At 48.5% G+C, this 15,520-nt stretch carries 15 protein-coding genes and 1 tRNA gene; 11 read left to right on the top strand and 5 right to left on the bottom strand.

Annotated features, from left to right (window positions below; genetic code table 11):
• Positions 1-34 precede the first annotated feature (34 nt).
• On the bottom strand, positions 35-1,375 hold the full coding sequence (locus ACKU35_RS14570; protein WP_319760235.1) for a hypothetical protein: 1,341 nt from the start codon (positions 1,373-1,375) through the stop codon (positions 35-37).
• A 232-nt stretch (positions 1,376-1,607) separates the two neighbouring features.
• Here ACKU35_RS14570 and ACKU35_RS14565 point away from each other — a divergent pair.
• A tRNA-Ser gene (locus ACKU35_RS14565) sits at positions 1,608-1,697 on the top strand.
• Between the two features lie 166 nt (positions 1,698-1,863).
• Positions 1,864-3,204, top strand: a complete 1,341-nt coding sequence (locus tag ACKU35_RS14560) for a PpnN family nucleotide 5'-monophosphate nucleosidase (protein WP_319760233.1) — start codon at positions 1,864-1,866, stop codon at positions 3,202-3,204.
• A gap of 59 nt (positions 3,205-3,263) precedes the next feature.
• Here ACKU35_RS14560 and recQ read toward each other — a convergent pair whose 3' ends face one another.
• Positions 3,264-5,486, bottom strand: a complete 2,223-nt coding sequence (gene recQ, locus ACKU35_RS14555) for a DNA helicase RecQ (protein ID WP_319760231.1) — start codon at positions 5,484-5,486, stop codon at positions 3,264-3,266.
• A gap of 6 nt (positions 5,487-5,492) precedes the next feature.
• On the bottom strand, positions 5,493-6,272 hold the full coding sequence (gene map / locus ACKU35_RS14550) for a type I methionyl aminopeptidase (RefSeq protein ID WP_319760230.1): 780 nt from the start codon (positions 6,270-6,272) through the stop codon (positions 5,493-5,495).
• A gap of 197 nt (positions 6,273-6,469) precedes the next feature.
• Between map and atpD the strand changes: the two genes are divergently transcribed.
• The 9 genes from atpD to ACKU35_RS14505 all read left to right on the top strand — a co-directional run bounded on the left by atpD (position 6,470) and on the right by ACKU35_RS14505 (position 13,100).
• Entirely contained in the window at positions 6,470-7,840 is a 1,371-nt protein-coding gene (atpD, locus tag ACKU35_RS14545) for a F0F1 ATP synthase subunit beta (protein ID WP_319760228.1), read from the top strand.
• On the top strand, positions 7,840-8,220 hold the full coding sequence (locus ACKU35_RS14540) for a F0F1 ATP synthase subunit epsilon (RefSeq protein ID WP_319760226.1): 381 nt from the start codon (positions 7,840-7,842) through the stop codon (positions 8,218-8,220). The genes atpD and ACKU35_RS14540 overlap by 1 nt, the downstream gene beginning before the upstream one ends.
• The gene (locus ACKU35_RS14535) at positions 8,217-8,573 is read left to right on the top strand and encodes an AtpZ/AtpI family protein (protein ID WP_319760225.1); all 357 of its coding nucleotides are present in this window, start codon (positions 8,217-8,219) and stop codon (positions 8,571-8,573) included. Before ACKU35_RS14540 ends, ACKU35_RS14535 begins: the two co-directional genes overlap by 4 nt.
• Positions 8,518-8,877, top strand: coding sequence for an ATP synthase subunit I (locus ACKU35_RS14530; RefSeq protein ID WP_319760223.1), 360 nt, complete (start codon positions 8,518-8,520; stop codon positions 8,875-8,877). Before ACKU35_RS14535 ends, ACKU35_RS14530 begins: the two co-directional genes overlap by 56 nt.
• Positions 8,868-9,539, top strand: coding sequence for a F0F1 ATP synthase subunit A (locus tag ACKU35_RS14525; protein ID WP_319760221.1), 672 nt, complete (start codon positions 8,868-8,870; stop codon positions 9,537-9,539). Before ACKU35_RS14530 ends, ACKU35_RS14525 begins: the two co-directional genes overlap by 10 nt.
• A gap of 94 nt (positions 9,540-9,633) precedes the next feature.
• A complete protein-coding gene (locus tag ACKU35_RS14520) occupies positions 9,634-9,912 on the top strand; it encodes a F0F1 ATP synthase subunit C (RefSeq protein WP_136675197.1) in 279 nt (92 codons plus the stop codon).
• A gap of 2 nt (positions 9,913-9,914) precedes the next feature.
• Complete coding sequence (locus tag ACKU35_RS14515; protein ID WP_319760217.1) at positions 9,915-10,646, top strand: ATPase; 732 nt, start codon at positions 9,915-9,917, stop codon at positions 10,644-10,646.
• A gap of 80 nt (positions 10,647-10,726) precedes the next feature.
• The gene (locus ACKU35_RS14510) at positions 10,727-12,253 is read left to right on the top strand and encodes a F0F1 ATP synthase subunit alpha (RefSeq protein WP_319760216.1); all 1,527 of its coding nucleotides are present in this window, start codon (positions 10,727-10,729) and stop codon (positions 12,251-12,253) included.
• Positions 12,240-13,100 carry a F0F1 ATP synthase subunit gamma gene (locus ACKU35_RS14505; RefSeq protein WP_319760214.1) on the top strand — a complete coding sequence of 287 codons (861 nt, stop codon included), beginning with the start codon at positions 12,240-12,242 and terminating at the stop codon, positions 13,098-13,100. The genes ACKU35_RS14510 and ACKU35_RS14505 overlap by 14 nt, the downstream gene beginning before the upstream one ends.
• A gap of 101 nt (positions 13,101-13,201) precedes the next feature.
• Here ACKU35_RS14505 and ACKU35_RS14500 read toward each other — a convergent pair whose 3' ends face one another.
• Positions 13,202-14,620: a carbon starvation protein A gene (locus ACKU35_RS14500; RefSeq protein WP_319760212.1), complete on the bottom strand. Its 1,419-nt coding sequence runs from the start codon at positions 14,618-14,620 to the stop codon at positions 13,202-13,204.
• Between the two features lie 284 nt (positions 14,621-14,904).
• Positions 14,905-15,471, bottom strand: coding sequence for a flavodoxin family protein (locus tag ACKU35_RS14495; protein WP_319760210.1), 567 nt, complete (start codon positions 15,469-15,471; stop codon positions 14,905-14,907).
• Between the last annotated feature and the right edge of the window lie 49 nt (positions 15,472-15,520).

Here is a 15,520-nt window from a genome sequence, read left to right as displayed (position 1 = left end):
CATTTTTGTGTGAGGGGATTCTTTATGATGCAGCTTAATTTTTTATTTTGTAAAAATACATCTTCTTGCCGCCGGAAGTGTAGCATCCGCTTTTAAATCTGGTAACTGCGTTGTTTTGAATCTTAGTCACCCATCCTTGAGTGCAGTAGGTTTCGCTGCCTTGAATAGCATATGATTTTCCAGATTTAGATAATTTGTAGCGGGATCTGTTCGTGCTCATATCAATTTTACCGGTCTTGATATCCTTATTGCCTGAAAGGTAAGTACCATCGCCGAAATATTGGTACATGCGTAGGTAGTACCTGCCCCCGAAGTAGTCCTTTTTGTCCGCTATGAATAGACCAGTAAGGGTGGGTTTTCCGTCTTGTGAATTGGTAGTACTGGCCGAAGCTCCGCTATTAGCGAGGTTACCGGGTATTTTCCTGAAGTAAATGGCTTTGCCACCGGAAGAATAGCAGCCGCTTTTAAACCGTGTGATGGAGTTGCTTTCGGTGTCTGTTACGTATCCATCAGTACAGGATTTGCCGCTGCTGATCGTGAAATTATTCCCTGATTTAGATATCTTATAGCTTTTTTTATGTGAATCTACGTCTATTTTTCCTGTGGCAGCATTTTTGTTGCCGGATATAAATGTTCCGTCACTGAAGAATTGATACATCCGGTAATAGTAATGTCCTCCCCAATAATCCTTTTTGTCCGCTATGAAAGTTCCGACTATGGTAGGCAGTGAGTTACCGGAATTTGCATTATGCCCGTGCATCGCGGAGTTTGCGGCTCCGGTCTGTTGGTTTGAGTATGGATCATTCCCGTACGGGGTGTTGGCGGAGTTGCCGGACCCAAGCGGCAGTCCGCCTTGCGGGCTGCTGAATCCCTGCTGAGCTGTTCCCGGATAGTACCATGTATTCATGGCCTTCCGAACTTCCTGCCGGGCTTGTTCTCGGCCTTTTAGGGAAAGTCCCTGAAAAACGTAATTCACTCCGTTATAGCGGGATGCTACCAATGACGAATCGAATTGATTGCCCTCGCGTGTATGCCCTGAATAAACCCGTGTCACCGCAGGATATCCGGAAACTTGTCCGGGTTGCTCTGAAATAATGTTCTGAAAGGGCAGGCCGCGCTGCGTCATTTCCTGTGTCCACGCATCAAGCAATTTGCCGAATGGTACTTCCTGACCGGGAGCGGCGTAAAGCTCTATAAAAGCATCTTGGGAAGGGGAAATGCATTGTTTTATCAGGTCGTTCCCTCTAGCAGCCCTGTTATCATTCCATCCCGGCGGACATTGCAGCCCTTGCGACATGTCTGTTGCTAATGAAAATGATGTAAAGTTTAGAAATAAAATTAAAAATAACAGTATGATTTTACTTGTACGGGACATTTTACAACTCCTTTAAATTTTAAGAAGCTTAACTTATTTTTGAAGTCAATTCTATAGTGAGATGTATTTTAAATCGCTAGGTATTTTATTTTCTAAAGATATTTTTATGAAAAAAAGACCGGCTATAAGATCAAATGTCGTTTCTGGTTCGCATTTATCAAATTTATTTCAAAATAATTGAAAAAAAGCTTGCCAATGTGCGCTGATTTAGCTAGATACATTTCTTCCAAGCGGAGAGGTGTCCGAGTCCGGCTTAAGGAGCACGCCTGGAAAGCGTGTATAGTTAACGCTATCGGAGGTTCGAATCCTCTCCTCTCCGCCAGCTTGAATTTACAAAGCCCCTTGCAACTTTTGTTGCGAGGGGCTTTTCTTATTATGCAGGGACTCTGGCTGTTTTGTGTTAAATTTTATGATAATCTGCTCTTGTTTTTGCCCTGAAATGCAAATTATCCTTGCATTTAATTACGTTCCGATTACTCATTTCCATTATGCAAACTGAATTAAAGATTCCCATTCTTCCCCGCAGGATTGTTTCACAGCAGTTCAGCGAAGCTGACATTGAACGTCTTGCCAAAGGGCTGGCTGATCCTAAGAACCGCATGACTGAGATCATCGGTGCTTTAATTAATGTACATAAGAATGATGTCTGCGATACACGCGAAATACGCGTGAAATTTAAAGATATGCAGATTGAAGTGGCACCGGTAAACGGGCATGTGTATTTACGGTGCTCCCGTGTGCCTAGGGATTGTCTCTACGATGGCCGTAATGTTATCTGGCAGTCTGTGGAGCACATTTCCGCGGTAATTCGTGATATAATTTTTGCCCCCCAATTCGATTGCGGAGTTGATTGCAACCGCTCCAGCAACACAAAGAAATTTGTGGAGCATTCCGGGCTGATGTATCGTGGTGAGCGCGGCCTTGTCATGTTCACATGGGGGGGACATCAGGTTCCTCTTGATGAATATAATTTTGCTAAAGAACTAGGATACTGGACTGCGCTTTTTATGCCCGACATGGAGAATATCACCGGGTGTGGTGTAGGCATCATGAAAGCTCCGTTCAAGGGAGCGCAGGTGGCATACGGTAAGCAGAATTCATTTGAAAGATTCGGCTTCCGGGACTTTATCGGTTTTTCCGAGAAACAGATTCTCGCTGCTGAAGCGCCTAATGAACTGGTCACCCAGTTGCTGACTTTTCCGACTATTGAAGAGCGCATGGAAGCATTTATCCGTGCCTCGCATCGCGGTAAAGTCCATCCCGGAGGCGCCGGTACGGTCGAGGAGATTCTGACCATGCTCGCTCTCCTTTCCGTGCCTGAGAATAGGGAGATTCCTTATGAATTCGATTTGGTGGAAAAAGGAGGCGGTATTTATTTCAAGGAGTTGGTAGAGTATCTTAACATCTGCTTCGGCGATGCCTTGGATGGTCTTTACAATGTCCATGTGGGCACGGCCCGGACCTACGCCAATTATGTGGCTTACCAGTCACAGTACCTGAATACACGCTATCTCTGGAACGATGACCTTGTTTTTCATCCTCTGATTCAGGAACCGTTCGAGGTGACCTTTGAATCAATGGAAGGTCTGAATCTTTCCCGTGATCAGGAGCCTTTTTCTCTTTTGATCAACCTGCGCCGTTTCTTTTCCGCAGTGGTTCATCTCACGGTTAAAGATCCTGATATGCTTGATTCATGGGGCGACGACAGACCGCTTATTAATGGCGATAAAAAGATTCTGGACGCTACTGACCAGTTGGTACGTAAACTGGCTCTGCAGGGCAGGATTCATCCCAGTAAGAGCAACACTCCGGCTTATAGAATCGCTTAATGATTTTAAATTATACGGTAGGAATAAAACCGGCCTGCTTTTAAAGCCGGTCGGTTTTTTTATTGGCCGGCCCGGATCATACGCAGAACTTCATATGAATAATTGCCGTATAGTCCGTTAAATATCGGGGTGAGCTGCATGAGACCTTCTTCCTTGTAAAATGCAAGGGTATCCTTAAGGCATTCCAGTTCTGAAGCGCTTAAATCTAATACGTCGCTAACATCTACCTTGCCTGCCGCGATGCAGGAAGTGAGGTGGGCGTAGATGGTTGCTGATTTAATATTGCGGGTCTCGGCAACTTTTTCAACGTCCATTAATTCTTCAAACAGTTCAAGTGTTTCCTGCGCGGATGCGGAAACTACGGGGCCTTCTTTCTTGGGCTTGGATGAAGGCGCTTCCTTGATTTTATCTTCCGGGATGGGAAAAAGGTCACTCGGCCTGCCGTGTTTTTCTTCATGTGCCAGCAGGACTTCAACTATAGCTGCGCCGTAGCGGAAAATTTTCTGGTCTCCAAGACCGCTGACCGCATACAGTTCCCCAGTAGTGCGGGGTCGGTAACAGCCCAGTTCCAGAAGTGTTTTGTCCGCGAAAATAGTATAGGCCGGAACATGCTGTTCCTTGGCCAGAGTGCTGCGCAGCGAACGCAGTGACTCCAGCAGCTCTTGTGCTTCGGGAGTGGAAAGTGAGGGGCTGTTCGCATCGCCGATAATCAATTTCTTTTTAGCCCGGCGGGTCTTGGTCTTGCCCAGTACCGGATCTTTACGCAGGGCCACATTACGTTTCTGGCGCAGAACTTCCCAGCTTTTAGCGTTTAGTTTAAGCGATCCGTAACCTTCCATATCGACATCAACCAGCCCTTGGGAAACAAGCTGACGATGGATGGAGAGCCATTCATCGGAATTAAATTCTTTACCGATACCGTATGTGCTTAAGGTGTTATGACCCTGAGCTGAAATGCGTTTGTTTTCTTTACCCAGCAGGATATCAATAAGGTAATTGGCTCCGAAAAGCTGCTCTGTGCGGTAAATATTGGAAAGTGCCTTTTGGGCGGGAATCGTTCCGTCAAAAGTGGATGGCGGATGGATGCAGGTAAAACAGTTGCCACACGGTTTTTCCATATCCTCACCGAAATATGATAGCAAAGACTGGCGCAGGCAGCCCGGAGATTCGCAATAGGCGAGCAGGGCGTTCAGCTTACGAAGTTCAAGTGCTTTACGGTCATCCGGTGCATTGCCGGACATAATCATCCGTTTCAGGAAACCTATGTCCTGAATCCCTACGGACATCCACGCTTCGGCGGGCAGACCGTCTCGCCCTGCACGGCCTGTCTCCTGATAATAGGCTTCAATGGTCTTGGGCAGATCCAGATGCGCTACGTAGCGGACATCCGGTTTGTCGATACCCATTCCGAAGGCAATGGTCGCGACCATGACAATCCCATCTTCGGACATAAAGCGGGCCTGATTGGCTTCTCTGGTTTGAGCATCAAGTCCGGCATGGTAGGGCAAGGCGTTGATGCCCTGTTTACAGAGCCATGCAGCAGTTGATTCCACTTTTTTACGGCTCATGCGGTAAACGATACCGCATTCGGAAAAATGGTCATTCTTGATGAAGTTGAGCAACTGGCTCTTTTCACTCTCCTTGGGCACAACGGTATAGCGGATGTTCGGACGGTCGAATCCGGTGGCGAAAATGTCATCCTCGCTGAAGGACAAACGGTGCAGTATTTCCTTGCGGGTGGGGCCGTCGGCGGTGGCGGTAAGGGCCATGCGCGGCACGGATGGGAACATTTCCGCAAATACTGAAAGCCGTAGATAATCCGGCCGGAAATCATGCCCCCACTGAGCAACGCAATGCGCTTCATCAATGGCGATGATGCTGACTTTGATTCCGCTCAGCATATCCAGAAAACCGGGCTGGGCCAGTCGTTCCGGAGCAACATAGAGCAGGTCCATGTTTCCGCTGTGCAGTTCATGGATAATGTGATTGGCCTCGGATGGTTGTACCGAAGAATTCAGACAGGCTGCGCGCACTCCCATCTGTTGCAGAGCCGCGACCTGATCACGCATAAGGGCGATCAGCGGGGATATGACGATACCGACTCCCGGACGCAGAATGGCCGGAATCTGATAACAGGCGGATTTGCCGCCCCCGGTGGGCATGAAAACAACTGCATTGCCGCCGTTCATGATGCGGTTGATTACGTCCTCCTGCAACCCACGGAATGATTCATAACCGTAGGTTGTTTGCAGGACGTCTAAGGGAGTGCGGGGAACTGTCATCTGGTTCTATAATGCCCAGCCTTCACCGTTCTCACCGCAAGTGAGCACCTGAGAACCATTGGCCGTTACGGCGATAGTGTGCTCAAAATGAGCAGAGGGCTTTCCGTCTTTAGTTACGATGGTCCAGTGATCCTTGAGTGTTTCAGTGGTTTTTACACCTGCGTTGATCATGGGCTCAACCGCAATTACCAGCCCTTGTTTGAGCTTGAAATCATTAACCAGTCTGCTGTGGTAGTTCGGCACCTGCGGTGATTCCCAGAGTCCTTCACCAATGCCGTGCCCGACCAGTGATTCAACAACGGAAAAACCTGCATTGCGGGCATATTTAGCCATTTCCTTGGCGATTTTGCTCCACTTGATTCCGGGCTTGATTCTTTTGATGGCAATGCGGAGGCACTCTTCGGTAACGTCCATCAGCTTTTGCTTTTCTTCGTCAATTTCACCGATGGCGTGGGTGCAGGCGCAGTCCGAACACCAGCCGTTCAGTTTGACACCGATATCGATGCTGAGGATATCACCGTTTTCAAGTTTTCTGGCGGAAGGGATGCCGTGCACAATGGCTTCATTGATGGACATGCAGCAACCGGCGGGAAAAGGAACCTTGCCGGGAACGCCTTTGAAAAGCGGAACAGCATTATTGGAAGTGATGAATTTTTCAACTTCGGCATTAATTGCTTCGGTGGTAACGCCGGCTTCACACATATCTTTAGCCACCATGTGGGCTTTATGAAGCAGTATCCCAGCCTCACGCATGAGATCGATTTGTTTCTTATTTTTTATGATCATATCTGATAACTCCGGAAAGTTTTGTTTGTGACCGGGACAGGCTACTCTTAAATTTATGGAAGTCAATATTAGAGGAGCAGGGGCTTACTTGATTGAAAAGTGCTTTACTAAACTTTTGGTTTCCGTATTCTATAAATAGAAGAATATTTTTTTATTTATATTTAGCAGATCCTGTTTCGGGGTGCGGCGGAGACGGCATGGATTACAAGTATTCCGGTGAAGTTGTTTCGATTCGTGGAAGTGTGGTGGATGTGCGCTTTGCTGAAGAAATTCCCCCTTTGCTTTCCATTATGAGTTCCGGCGGAGAAAAAGCAGTGCAGCTGGAGATTGCCGATCATCTTGATATGACCACCGTGCGCGCCATCGCCATGACCCCGACCGGCGGATTGGCCCGTGGAGATGTTGTCTATTGCGATGGAGAGCCGCTGAGCACTCCGGTAGGTGAAAAGTTGCTGGGCCGGGTGCTGAATGTTTTCGGCGAACCGGTTGACGGCAGGGACCTGCCCGCAGATTTGGAATTCCGCTCCATACATAATCAGCCCATGAAGCTTTCCCAGCGTGTTGTATCCGAGGAGATCTTTACCACCGGGATCAAGGTAGTCGACCTGCTTATGCCTCTTGAAAAAGGGGGGAAAGCCGGACTGTTCGGAGGCGCCGGAGTTGGAAAGACCGTGTTGATAACCGAGCTTATCAACAACATGGTGGGTGCTCATAGCGGGACCAGCATTTTTTGCGGGATAGGGGAGCGTTGCCGTGAGGGTGAGGAACTTTATCGTGAGATGGGAGAAGCCGGGGTTCTCGATAATACTGTCATGGTCTTCGGACAGATGAACGAGCCGCCGGGGGCGCGGTTCCGCACCGGGCATACAGCTCTGACCATTGCCGAGTATTTCCGGGATGAACTGGAGAAGGACGTCCTTTTACTGATCGACAATATTTTCCGTTTCATTCAGGCCGGGATGGAGCTTTCCGGTCTGCTGGGCCGTTTGCCGTCACGCATGGGCTACCAGCCTACACTCGGTTCCGATCTTGCGGAATTGCAGGAACGTATTTCTTCAAGCCGTACCGGTGCTATTACATCTATTCAGGCTGTATATGTGCCTGCCGATGACCTGACCGATCCCGCGGCGACCCATACATTTTCGCATTTATCATCTTCCGTTGTTCTTTCCCGTAAGCGCGCGGGGGAAGGTTTTTACCCGGCTGTTGATCCTCTGGAATCACGTTCCATGATGCTGTCGCCCGCTATTGTGGGACAGCTTCATTATGATGTTGCCCGTGAAGTTCGCCGCACTCTGGCTCAATATGAAGATTTAAAGGACATTATCGCCATGCTCGGTCTTGAAGAGCTTTCCCGCGAGGACCGTAAAATTGTTTCCCGGGCGCGCAGACTGGAGCGGTTCATGACTCAGCCTTTTAATACAACCAAGCATTTTACCGGCATGGATGGCCGGATCGTTTCACTTGAAGATACGGTTCGCGGTTGTGAAAGGATACTGAATGATGAATTCCCGGATGCATCAGAGCGGGATTTTTACATGATCGGTTCTATTGAGGAGGTTGGTTGATGGAGCTTCGGATTTTGGTACCAGCCGGTCTGTTTCTGGATGTTTCAGTTGATAAAATTACGGCTGAAAGTACTCAGGGCGGCTTTTGCCTGCTTCCCAACCATATAGATATCGCTTCGGCCCTTGTGCCGGGTTTATTTACTTATGTTGTCGAGGGGGAGGAACATCATCTGGCATTGAACGGAGGGGCTCTGGTCAAGAAAGGGAATGCTGTGCGTGTTTCTTCGAGAGCGGCTGTTGCCGGACAGTTGGGGGAATTGGAGATTGAGGTTATGCGTATGCAGGATGAAGCATCGGAAGCGGATAAGTCCGCCCGTAGTGCGGTCGCGAAGCTTGAAGCCGGGTTTGTGCGTACTTTGATTGAAGTGGAGACCATATGAGTGAACGTAAATCCGATGAATTCTGCAAATCAGTGCGTATGAAAGAACAGCGCAAAATCCGTGCAGGTCAGAAAGGTACCGTCGGCATGTGGTCTGCTTTCGGGTCAATGGGAGCCGTTGGGTGGCTGGTGGCATTACCAGCCGTGCTGGGAAGCCTTTTGGGCGCATGGATGGATCACAGCTGGCCTGCTGAAATAAGCTGGACAATGACCATGCTCGGAGCCGGATTGGCCTTGGGATGCCTCTGTGCCGGAATATGGATGAATCGGGAGAAAAATAAAATCATTAAAGAACGCGATGAGTGGGAGTGTAAGGATTCAAAATCACAGGAAGGAAATGATGATCGTAAATAGTTTTATGATAATCTCCGCCGCGTTCTGTGTCGGTCTGTTTCTATCCGTAATTCATTTCGGAGGACTGTGGCTGACAGTGCGAACGCTGCCCCGATGTGAACGTCCAAAACTATTTTTCTGGTCCAGCTATCTGGGCCGATACGGAATTACCCTTTGGGGTTTTACACAGGTTTTGAATTTTGGTGCTTTGCCGTTTGTGTCCTCCTTCTTAGGATTTTATTTATTGCGGACTTATCTGCTGGCAGATCATTGCGGTGTAGGCATATTGGAGTTTTTTAAGATGAAGAGGGTTGAATGGAAATAAGCCCGGACCATATCATCTATCTCAGCTTTGGATTCTTTAAGCTGAACGCCACCATCATTTTTACATGGGTGGTCATGGCTCTGCTTGCGGGATTTTCATGGTTTGTAACCCGTAAAGTTACATCACAGGCGCGGATTTCGGATCAGCAGAATCTGCTGGAAGTTTTGGTGGGAGGACTCCTTACCCAGATTAAGGACGCAACAAATCAGCAGCCGGAAAAATTCCTTCCGCTCCTTGGAACACTTTTTATATTTATTCTCGTCTCGAACCTGCTTTCCGCAGTGCCGGGATTCAAGCCTCCGACCGGCTCACTTTCCACTACCACCGCGTTTAGCCTGATCGTATTTTTTTCTGTTCCCTATTATGGGATTAAGCAGAACGGCTTGCGTAATTACCTTAAAAGTTATGTGCAACCTTCGCCTTTCATGCTACCTTTCAACGTAATTGGTGAAATAAGCAGGACGTTTGCTTTGGCCGTCCGTCTTTTCGGGAATATTCTCAGTGGTACGATGATGGGAGCCATTCTGCTGGTTATCATGCCACTGTTTGTTCCGGTGATCATGCAGATGCTGGGACTTTTGATCGGTGTGGTCCAGGCTTATATTTTTACTGTGCTTGCGGCGGTGTTTATTGCCGCAGGTATGGAAGTGCAAGATGGCTGACGCACTTTGCGTTTGTAAATGAAATGATTCCTGCTTCCGGAGTCTTGGCTTTTTGTCTGGGTTGCTCCGGAGCGGTATAACCGCGGGGGGATACATGGAAACTCTAGGTTGGATTGCTTTCGGGTCGATTATTGCGGCAGGGCTTTGCATGGGCATCGGGGCTATAGGCCCGGCCATCGGTGAGGGAATGGCTTTGTCCAGAGCGCTCAGTTCCATTGCCCAGCAGCCGGACGAGACCAATACTATTGTTAAGTTTCTGTTTGTGGGGATGGCAATGGTTGAATCAACAGCTATTTATTGTTTTGTACTTGCTATGATATTGCTTTTTGCCAATCCGTTTTGGTCCTATTTTATTGAAAAGGCTGGAGGCTGATCATGCTTTTGGACTGGTTCACGATCTTTGCCCAGATCCTGAACTTCTTTTTACTGATCATGCTGCTTAAGTTCTTCCTCTATAAACCAATTGTTGGTGCAATGCAGGAACGAAAGGAGCGTGTAGAGAACGAAACACGGGAACTGCGTGAGGCCCGTGCTGATGTAAGTAGGGTAAAAACTGAATTACTCAGTATGCGTACAGACCTTGAGAATAGGGAAGCTGAAGTTATGGCGGAAATTCAAGTTGAAGCGGAAAGGTGGAGGCAACAGGCCATGGAGTCGGCTCTGGCTGAGATTGAAACCATGCGCCGGGAATGGCTGGCGTCACTGGATCGGGAAAAAGATTTGGTCGCTCTTAATTTGCGTACGAAGTTGAGCCATGAGGTTTCAGCTACTGCCGCGAGCATAGTTCAGGATCTTTCCGGCTGTGATTTTGAGCAGTTAATCATGAGCGGATTCGTGCAGCGTATTGCTGACGAGGCCCGCAATGTTGATTGTGCAGATTCGGACATTTTAATTCGTACCGGATTTGAACATACTGATTTACAGGAACAAAAACTTAAACAATTAATTGAAGGTGTGTTCACTGCTAAAAATGAACTGGTTTTCATAACCGATGCCGGATTAGGTATTGGAGTTGAAATAATTGCCGGAGACCGTAAATGGGAATGGAACCTTAATTCCTATATTGCTGAACTGGAAACCAAGATTTTTGCGGAAATGAACACCTGATTTTATGTTCGATTGATTTGAGAATGCTTCAAAGAGCTTTGTAAATGATTCAAGTCCCCGGAAGGGCTGGCGGAGGCAGAATGTCTTTTTTGGAAAAAAACATAAATCAAGCCTTAAACGCCCATGAAAAAGGGCGCCGCAATATGGAGTATTCCCCTGATTCGCGCGAAGTCGGACGTGTTTTATCCTTAGCTCGAGGCGTGGCTCAGGTGGATGGGCTTACGTCAGTTCGTTCCGAAGAGTTGATTCTGCTGGGTAACGGTATACCAGGAATGGCTTTGGATTTATTGCCAAATTCCATAGGGGTTGCTCTGTTGGGATCAAATACGGGCCTTAGGTCAGGGGATGAGGCGGTTGCTTCCGGAACAGTTCTTAGCGTGCCTGTCGGTGATAATCTTATTGGGCGTATTGTCGATCCGCTGGGTAATCCTCTCGATGGTGGGCCGGTTCCTGAAACATATGAAACCCGCACAGTGGAGTCCGAAGCTCCGCCTATTCTGATGCGTGCTCCCGTCGATACTCCAATGGCGAGCGGTATTAAGGTAATTGATACACTTATTCCCATCGGCAGAGGGCAGCGTGAATTGATCCTCGGTGACCGCCAGACCGGCAAGACCTCTATAGCTCTTGATGTTATCCTGAACCAGAAGCAGGGGGACGTTGTCTGCGTATATTGCGCCATCGGACAGCGTGGTGCTTCTGTGGCAAGGGTAATAGATACCCTGCGTAATCACGGGGCTATGGATTATACTTTCGCTGTTGTCGTTGAAGGTGATGCCCCCTCAGGTATGCAGTATGTCGCTCCTTACGCGGCAACCAGCATGGCAGAATATTTTATGGAGCAGGGCAAGGATGTGCTCATCGTCTATGACGATCTGACAAGGCACGCTCAGGCATACAGGCAGCTCAGCCTGCTTATGCGTCGCCCCCCCGGACGTGAGGCCTTTCCCGGCGATATTTTCTACATTCATTCAAGGTTGCTGGAGCGCTCTACAAGGCTGAAACCGGAACATGGCGGCGGCACACTTACCGCATTGCCCATAGTGGAAACAGAAGCGCAGAACATTTCGGCATATATCCCTACCAATCTCATCTCCATCACTGACGGCCAGATTTATCTGTCCCCGGTATTGTTTCAGAAAGGCATGCTGCCGGCAATTGATGTGGGTAAATCCGTTTCTCGTGTGGGTGGACGCGCACAGCCAAAGGCCTATCGCAAGGTCTCGGGTGATCTGCGGCTGACTTATTCGCAGTTTCAAGAGCTGGAGGCTTTCGCAAGATTCGGCACAAGGCTCGATAAGGATACACGAAGCCGAATCGATCATGGTCTACGTGTGCGTGAACTGCTGAAGCAGAACCGCTTTTCCCCGCTGACTGCCGCCCGGCAAATTGTAATTCTCTGGACTGTTTCGCTCGGGTTGCTTGATGATATCGAGCTGGAACGTATATCAGAAGTTCAGGACTATCTCCTCGCTCGTATGGATGATAATTTTGAACTTATGAATCAACTTGTTCAGGCTGATGCGGATGATGCAATCTGGGATGAACTTGAAAAATCAGTTGTTTTACATATGCGTAAATGGAGGGAGGCTGATGCAGCAGCTTGAGGCCATACGCAAGAAGATTGCTACTACGACTGATCTGCTTTCAGTAGTCAAGACTATGAAAGCCCTTGCTGCGGTCAATATCCGCCATTTTGAAACCGCGGCCAAAGGAGTCGGCGAATATGCTGAGGTAATAGAGCAGGGCTGGACAGTTTTTTTTCGCAATGCCGGAATCCTGCCTTACAGCCCAAAAGGGGGAGTAGCGGTAGTTTTGGCAATCGGTTCCGATCAGGGCATGTGCGGGCAGTTTAATGAGTTCTCACGTAGTGAAACCGTTAAGATGGTGGAAAGCTTAAAAGAGTCTGGAGAAAAAGCTGTATGCTGGACATGCGGGGAGCGGGTGCGCGGCGCATTGGAGGATTCAGGAATTGATGTCGGCGTCAATTTCCGTGTGCCGGGCAGCCTGCGCGGGGTTGATACTATTGTGGATGAGATTACGCAGAATCTTGAAGAGTGGCGAACCAAGCGTGGGATGAATCGGTTCAGCATAGTTAATAATCTTCATGTCAGCGATGGAAGCAGGGTTGCGGCCCGGCATATCCTGCCGCTTAATATGCGTAGTTTAAAGATGGAATGGGACGGAAAATCGTTGCCCATGATCAATGTGCCGGTTCAGGATTTATTTTCAGGGCTATTCAGAGAATATCTATATATTTCGGTATACGGGGCAATTGTTCAATCCTTAGCGGCAGAGAACAGCTCCCGTCTTATGGCCATGCAGGTTGCCGAGAAAAATATTATCGAGCATGTCGAGGTGCTCGAGGCAAATTACCGTACTTCCCGGCAGGGCTCAATCACCGGCGAGTTGCTTGATATTGTTGCCGGGGTGGAGGCTGTTGTCGGGGGGTGAGGGTAAAGGCTTTTATTACCCCAAGCAAAAACTCCCCCGTCTGCATATGCAAACGGGGGAGTTTAAGTGTGGTATGTGATTCTTCTTTAAGAAGAGAGGTGTTAGTTGACTTCTACAGCTGCTTTGGGGCGAGCGTATTTAATCATGAAAAGAGCAAATGCCAGTACTGCTGCGGCTATTCCGATCATGATTGAGATGTTCATATCCAGTCCGAAACCGATCTTGGCCTGACAGATGAATGTTGCGACAACTGCGGTCATGAAGGTTGCGGGGATGGTTGCAATCCAGTGCAGTTTTGCTTTCTGTGCGAGGTAAACTGCTGAGGTCCAGAGAACCAGCATGGACAGGCACTGGTTGGAGAAACCGAAGTATCTCCAGATTGCGGAGAAGTTCTGGGTGGAGATAACATAACCCAATGCGAACAGGGGAACTGCGATCAGCAGGCGCTTGATAGCGGGACCCTGATCCATTTTGAATGTTTCCGCTACGATGAGACGTGTGGAGCGGAAAGCGGTATCACCACTGGTGATGGGCAGGATTACAACTGCGATGATAGCGAAGATTCCGCCTACGGGGCCGAGCAGGGAGTTTGCAACTTCAGAAACAACTGCGGAAGGAGAACCGGCAGCGATAACTGCGTTGAGTGCTTCGGGGGAATTGTAGAAAGAAAGACCAAGGGTACACCAGATCAGGCCGATGATACCTTCGATGATCATTGCGCCGTAAAATACCGGGCGGCCTTCTTTTTCATTCTTTACACAGCGTGCCATAAGCGGGGACTGGGTAGCGTGGAAGCCGCTGATCGCGCCGCAGGACAGGGTAATGAAGAGCAGAGGCCAGATGGGCTTGTCAGTGGGGCTGGTGTTAACTGCGAAATCGAGGTTAGGCAGGATAGCATGGCCGCTGAACATGAGAGCAACTGCGAGGGCGATGGTCATAACCAGCAGCAGTGCGCCGAACAAGGGGTAGAGTCTGCCGATAAGCTTATCGATGGGCAGGATGGTAGCGAGGAAGTAGTATCCGAAGATGCAGGCTACGAGGATTCCGGTTTCGATGCCGGTCAGTCCTGTAAGCAGTTTTGCAGGAGCGAGAACGAAAACAACACCCACCAGCATAAGCAGAACAAATGCGAATACGCGCATTACCTGACGTGCGGTCATACCGAGGTATTCACCGACCAGTTCAGGTACGGAAGCTCCGTTGTTACGGATGGAAAGCATTCCGCTGAAGTAGTCATGTACAGCGCCGGCAAAGATACAGCCGAAAACGATCCAGAGAAGAGCGATTGGACCGTACAGTGCCCCGAGGATGGGGCCGAAAATTGGTCCGATTCCGGCAATATCCAGAACTTGAATGAACATGAGCTTCCACATGGGCATGGGCATGTAGTCGACATCATCACGCATGGCGTATGCGGGAGTGGTGCGGTTTGCGTCCGGCGCGAACACATTGTCCACGAATTTACCGTAAATCATATAACCGACAATAAGGGCTGCCACACAGGCAAAGAAAAATAGCATAGTAAAGATCCTCCGTCCTTTTGCTGAAAAAAATTATGTGCTGTTTTTGTCACAAAGAAGAGGTTGAATTCTACATATTTTGACTGAAATGTCGTTTTCCGTGTTTGAAATGACTTATGGTGTGTGAACGGAAGGGCTGATTCTAGGTGGTAAGCACTTGAAAGGTTATGCTGGAAGTTCCAGCGGGAAGAAAATATGCTCTTTGCTGGGAAATTTTTTTATCAATAAAGCCTGACGCGAATAAACTCACGCCAGGCTTTTTCTAATCGGTCTGTCGCAATTTATTATTTAACCAATTCCCGCGCAAATTCTACGGCCTGCAGTTTTGCTTCTTCCCCGAGGTCTTCAGGATTTTTACAGCCTCCAAGAAAAAGAGTTGCAGTGTGGTTGGTCATGTGCGGTTTTTTCATTCTGGAGAATGCGGTGAAGGTTTCCGCTGCGTTGTTTTCGTATGGCCCTCCGCCGGTAACCAGAAAACCGTGACGCTGGTCCTTAATGAGGGAACTGTGGTCGGGCATATGGTAGTTTACGTAAAGACTGAAGGTCCTGTCTATCACAGTTTTAAGTTGTGCAGATGGGCCCCAGAAGTAAAGTGGCGAAGCGAAAACTACTGCGTCGGAAGCTACTATCTGTTCCAGAATTGCAGGGATATCGTCTTTTATCACACAGCCGATTTCTTCCGGTTTTTCTTTACACTTGGCGCAAGCTATGCATCCTTTCATTTCCTTATCATTAAGGTAGATGGATTCAACTTCATGGCCCATTTCCTTGAGTTCTTCTTCAACCCAATCAATCATTTTAGCAGTATGCCCATTCTTTCGGGCACTGCCCTGAAGGCAAAGAATTTTCATTTTTTTCTCCTGAGTTTTTGTCAGTGGTAATTATCAGGCATGATTGAAA

Source organism: Maridesulfovibrio sp. (assembly GCF_963676065.1).
Taxonomy (GTDB): domain Bacteria; phylum Desulfobacterota; class Desulfovibrionia; order Desulfovibrionales; family Desulfovibrionaceae; genus Maridesulfovibrio.
This window is presented reverse-complemented; position numbering and strand designations above follow the sequence as displayed.

Excerpts from the sequence above, each read along its gene's own strand:
- ACKU35_RS14570 (WP_319760235.1), bottom strand. The coding sequence starts at position 1,375 with ATGTCCCGTACAAGTAAAATCATACTGTTATTTTTAATTTTATTTCTA.
- ACKU35_RS14560 (WP_319760233.1), top strand. The coding sequence starts at position 1,864 with ATGCAAACTGAATTAAAGATTCCCATTCTTCCCCGCAGGATTGTTTCA.
- recQ (WP_319760231.1), bottom strand. The coding sequence starts at position 5,486 with ATGACAGTTCCCCGCACTCCCTTAGACGTCCTGCAAACAACCTACGGT.
- map (WP_319760230.1), bottom strand. The coding sequence starts at position 6,272 with ATGATCATAAAAAATAAGAAACAAATCGATCTCATGCGTGAGGCTGGG.
- atpD (WP_319760228.1), top strand. The coding sequence starts at position 6,470 with ATGGATTACAAGTATTCCGGTGAAGTTGTTTCGATTCGTGGAAGTGTG.
- ACKU35_RS14540 (WP_319760226.1), top strand. The coding sequence starts at position 7,840 with ATGGAGCTTCGGATTTTGGTACCAGCCGGTCTGTTTCTGGATGTTTCA.
- ACKU35_RS14535 (WP_319760225.1), top strand. The coding sequence starts at position 8,217 with ATGAGTGAACGTAAATCCGATGAATTCTGCAAATCAGTGCGTATGAAA.
- ACKU35_RS14530 (WP_319760223.1), top strand. The coding sequence starts at position 8,518 with ATGAGTGGGAGTGTAAGGATTCAAAATCACAGGAAGGAAATGATGATC.
- ACKU35_RS14525 (WP_319760221.1), top strand. The coding sequence starts at position 8,868 with ATGGAAATAAGCCCGGACCATATCATCTATCTCAGCTTTGGATTCTTT.
- ACKU35_RS14520 (WP_136675197.1), top strand. The coding sequence starts at position 9,634 with ATGGAAACTCTAGGTTGGATTGCTTTCGGGTCGATTATTGCGGCAGGG.
- ACKU35_RS14515 (WP_319760217.1), top strand. The coding sequence starts at position 9,915 with ATGCTTTTGGACTGGTTCACGATCTTTGCCCAGATCCTGAACTTCTTT.
- ACKU35_RS14510 (WP_319760216.1), top strand. The coding sequence starts at position 10,727 with ATGTCTTTTTTGGAAAAAAACATAAATCAAGCCTTAAACGCCCATGAA.
- ACKU35_RS14505 (WP_319760214.1), top strand. The coding sequence starts at position 12,240 with ATGCAGCAGCTTGAGGCCATACGCAAGAAGATTGCTACTACGACTGAT.
- ACKU35_RS14500 (WP_319760212.1), bottom strand. The coding sequence starts at position 14,620 with ATGCTATTTTTCTTTGCCTGTGTGGCAGCCCTTATTGTCGGTTATATG.
- ACKU35_RS14495 (WP_319760210.1), bottom strand. The coding sequence starts at position 15,471 with ATGAAAATTCTTTGCCTTCAGGGCAGTGCCCGAAAGAATGGGCATACT.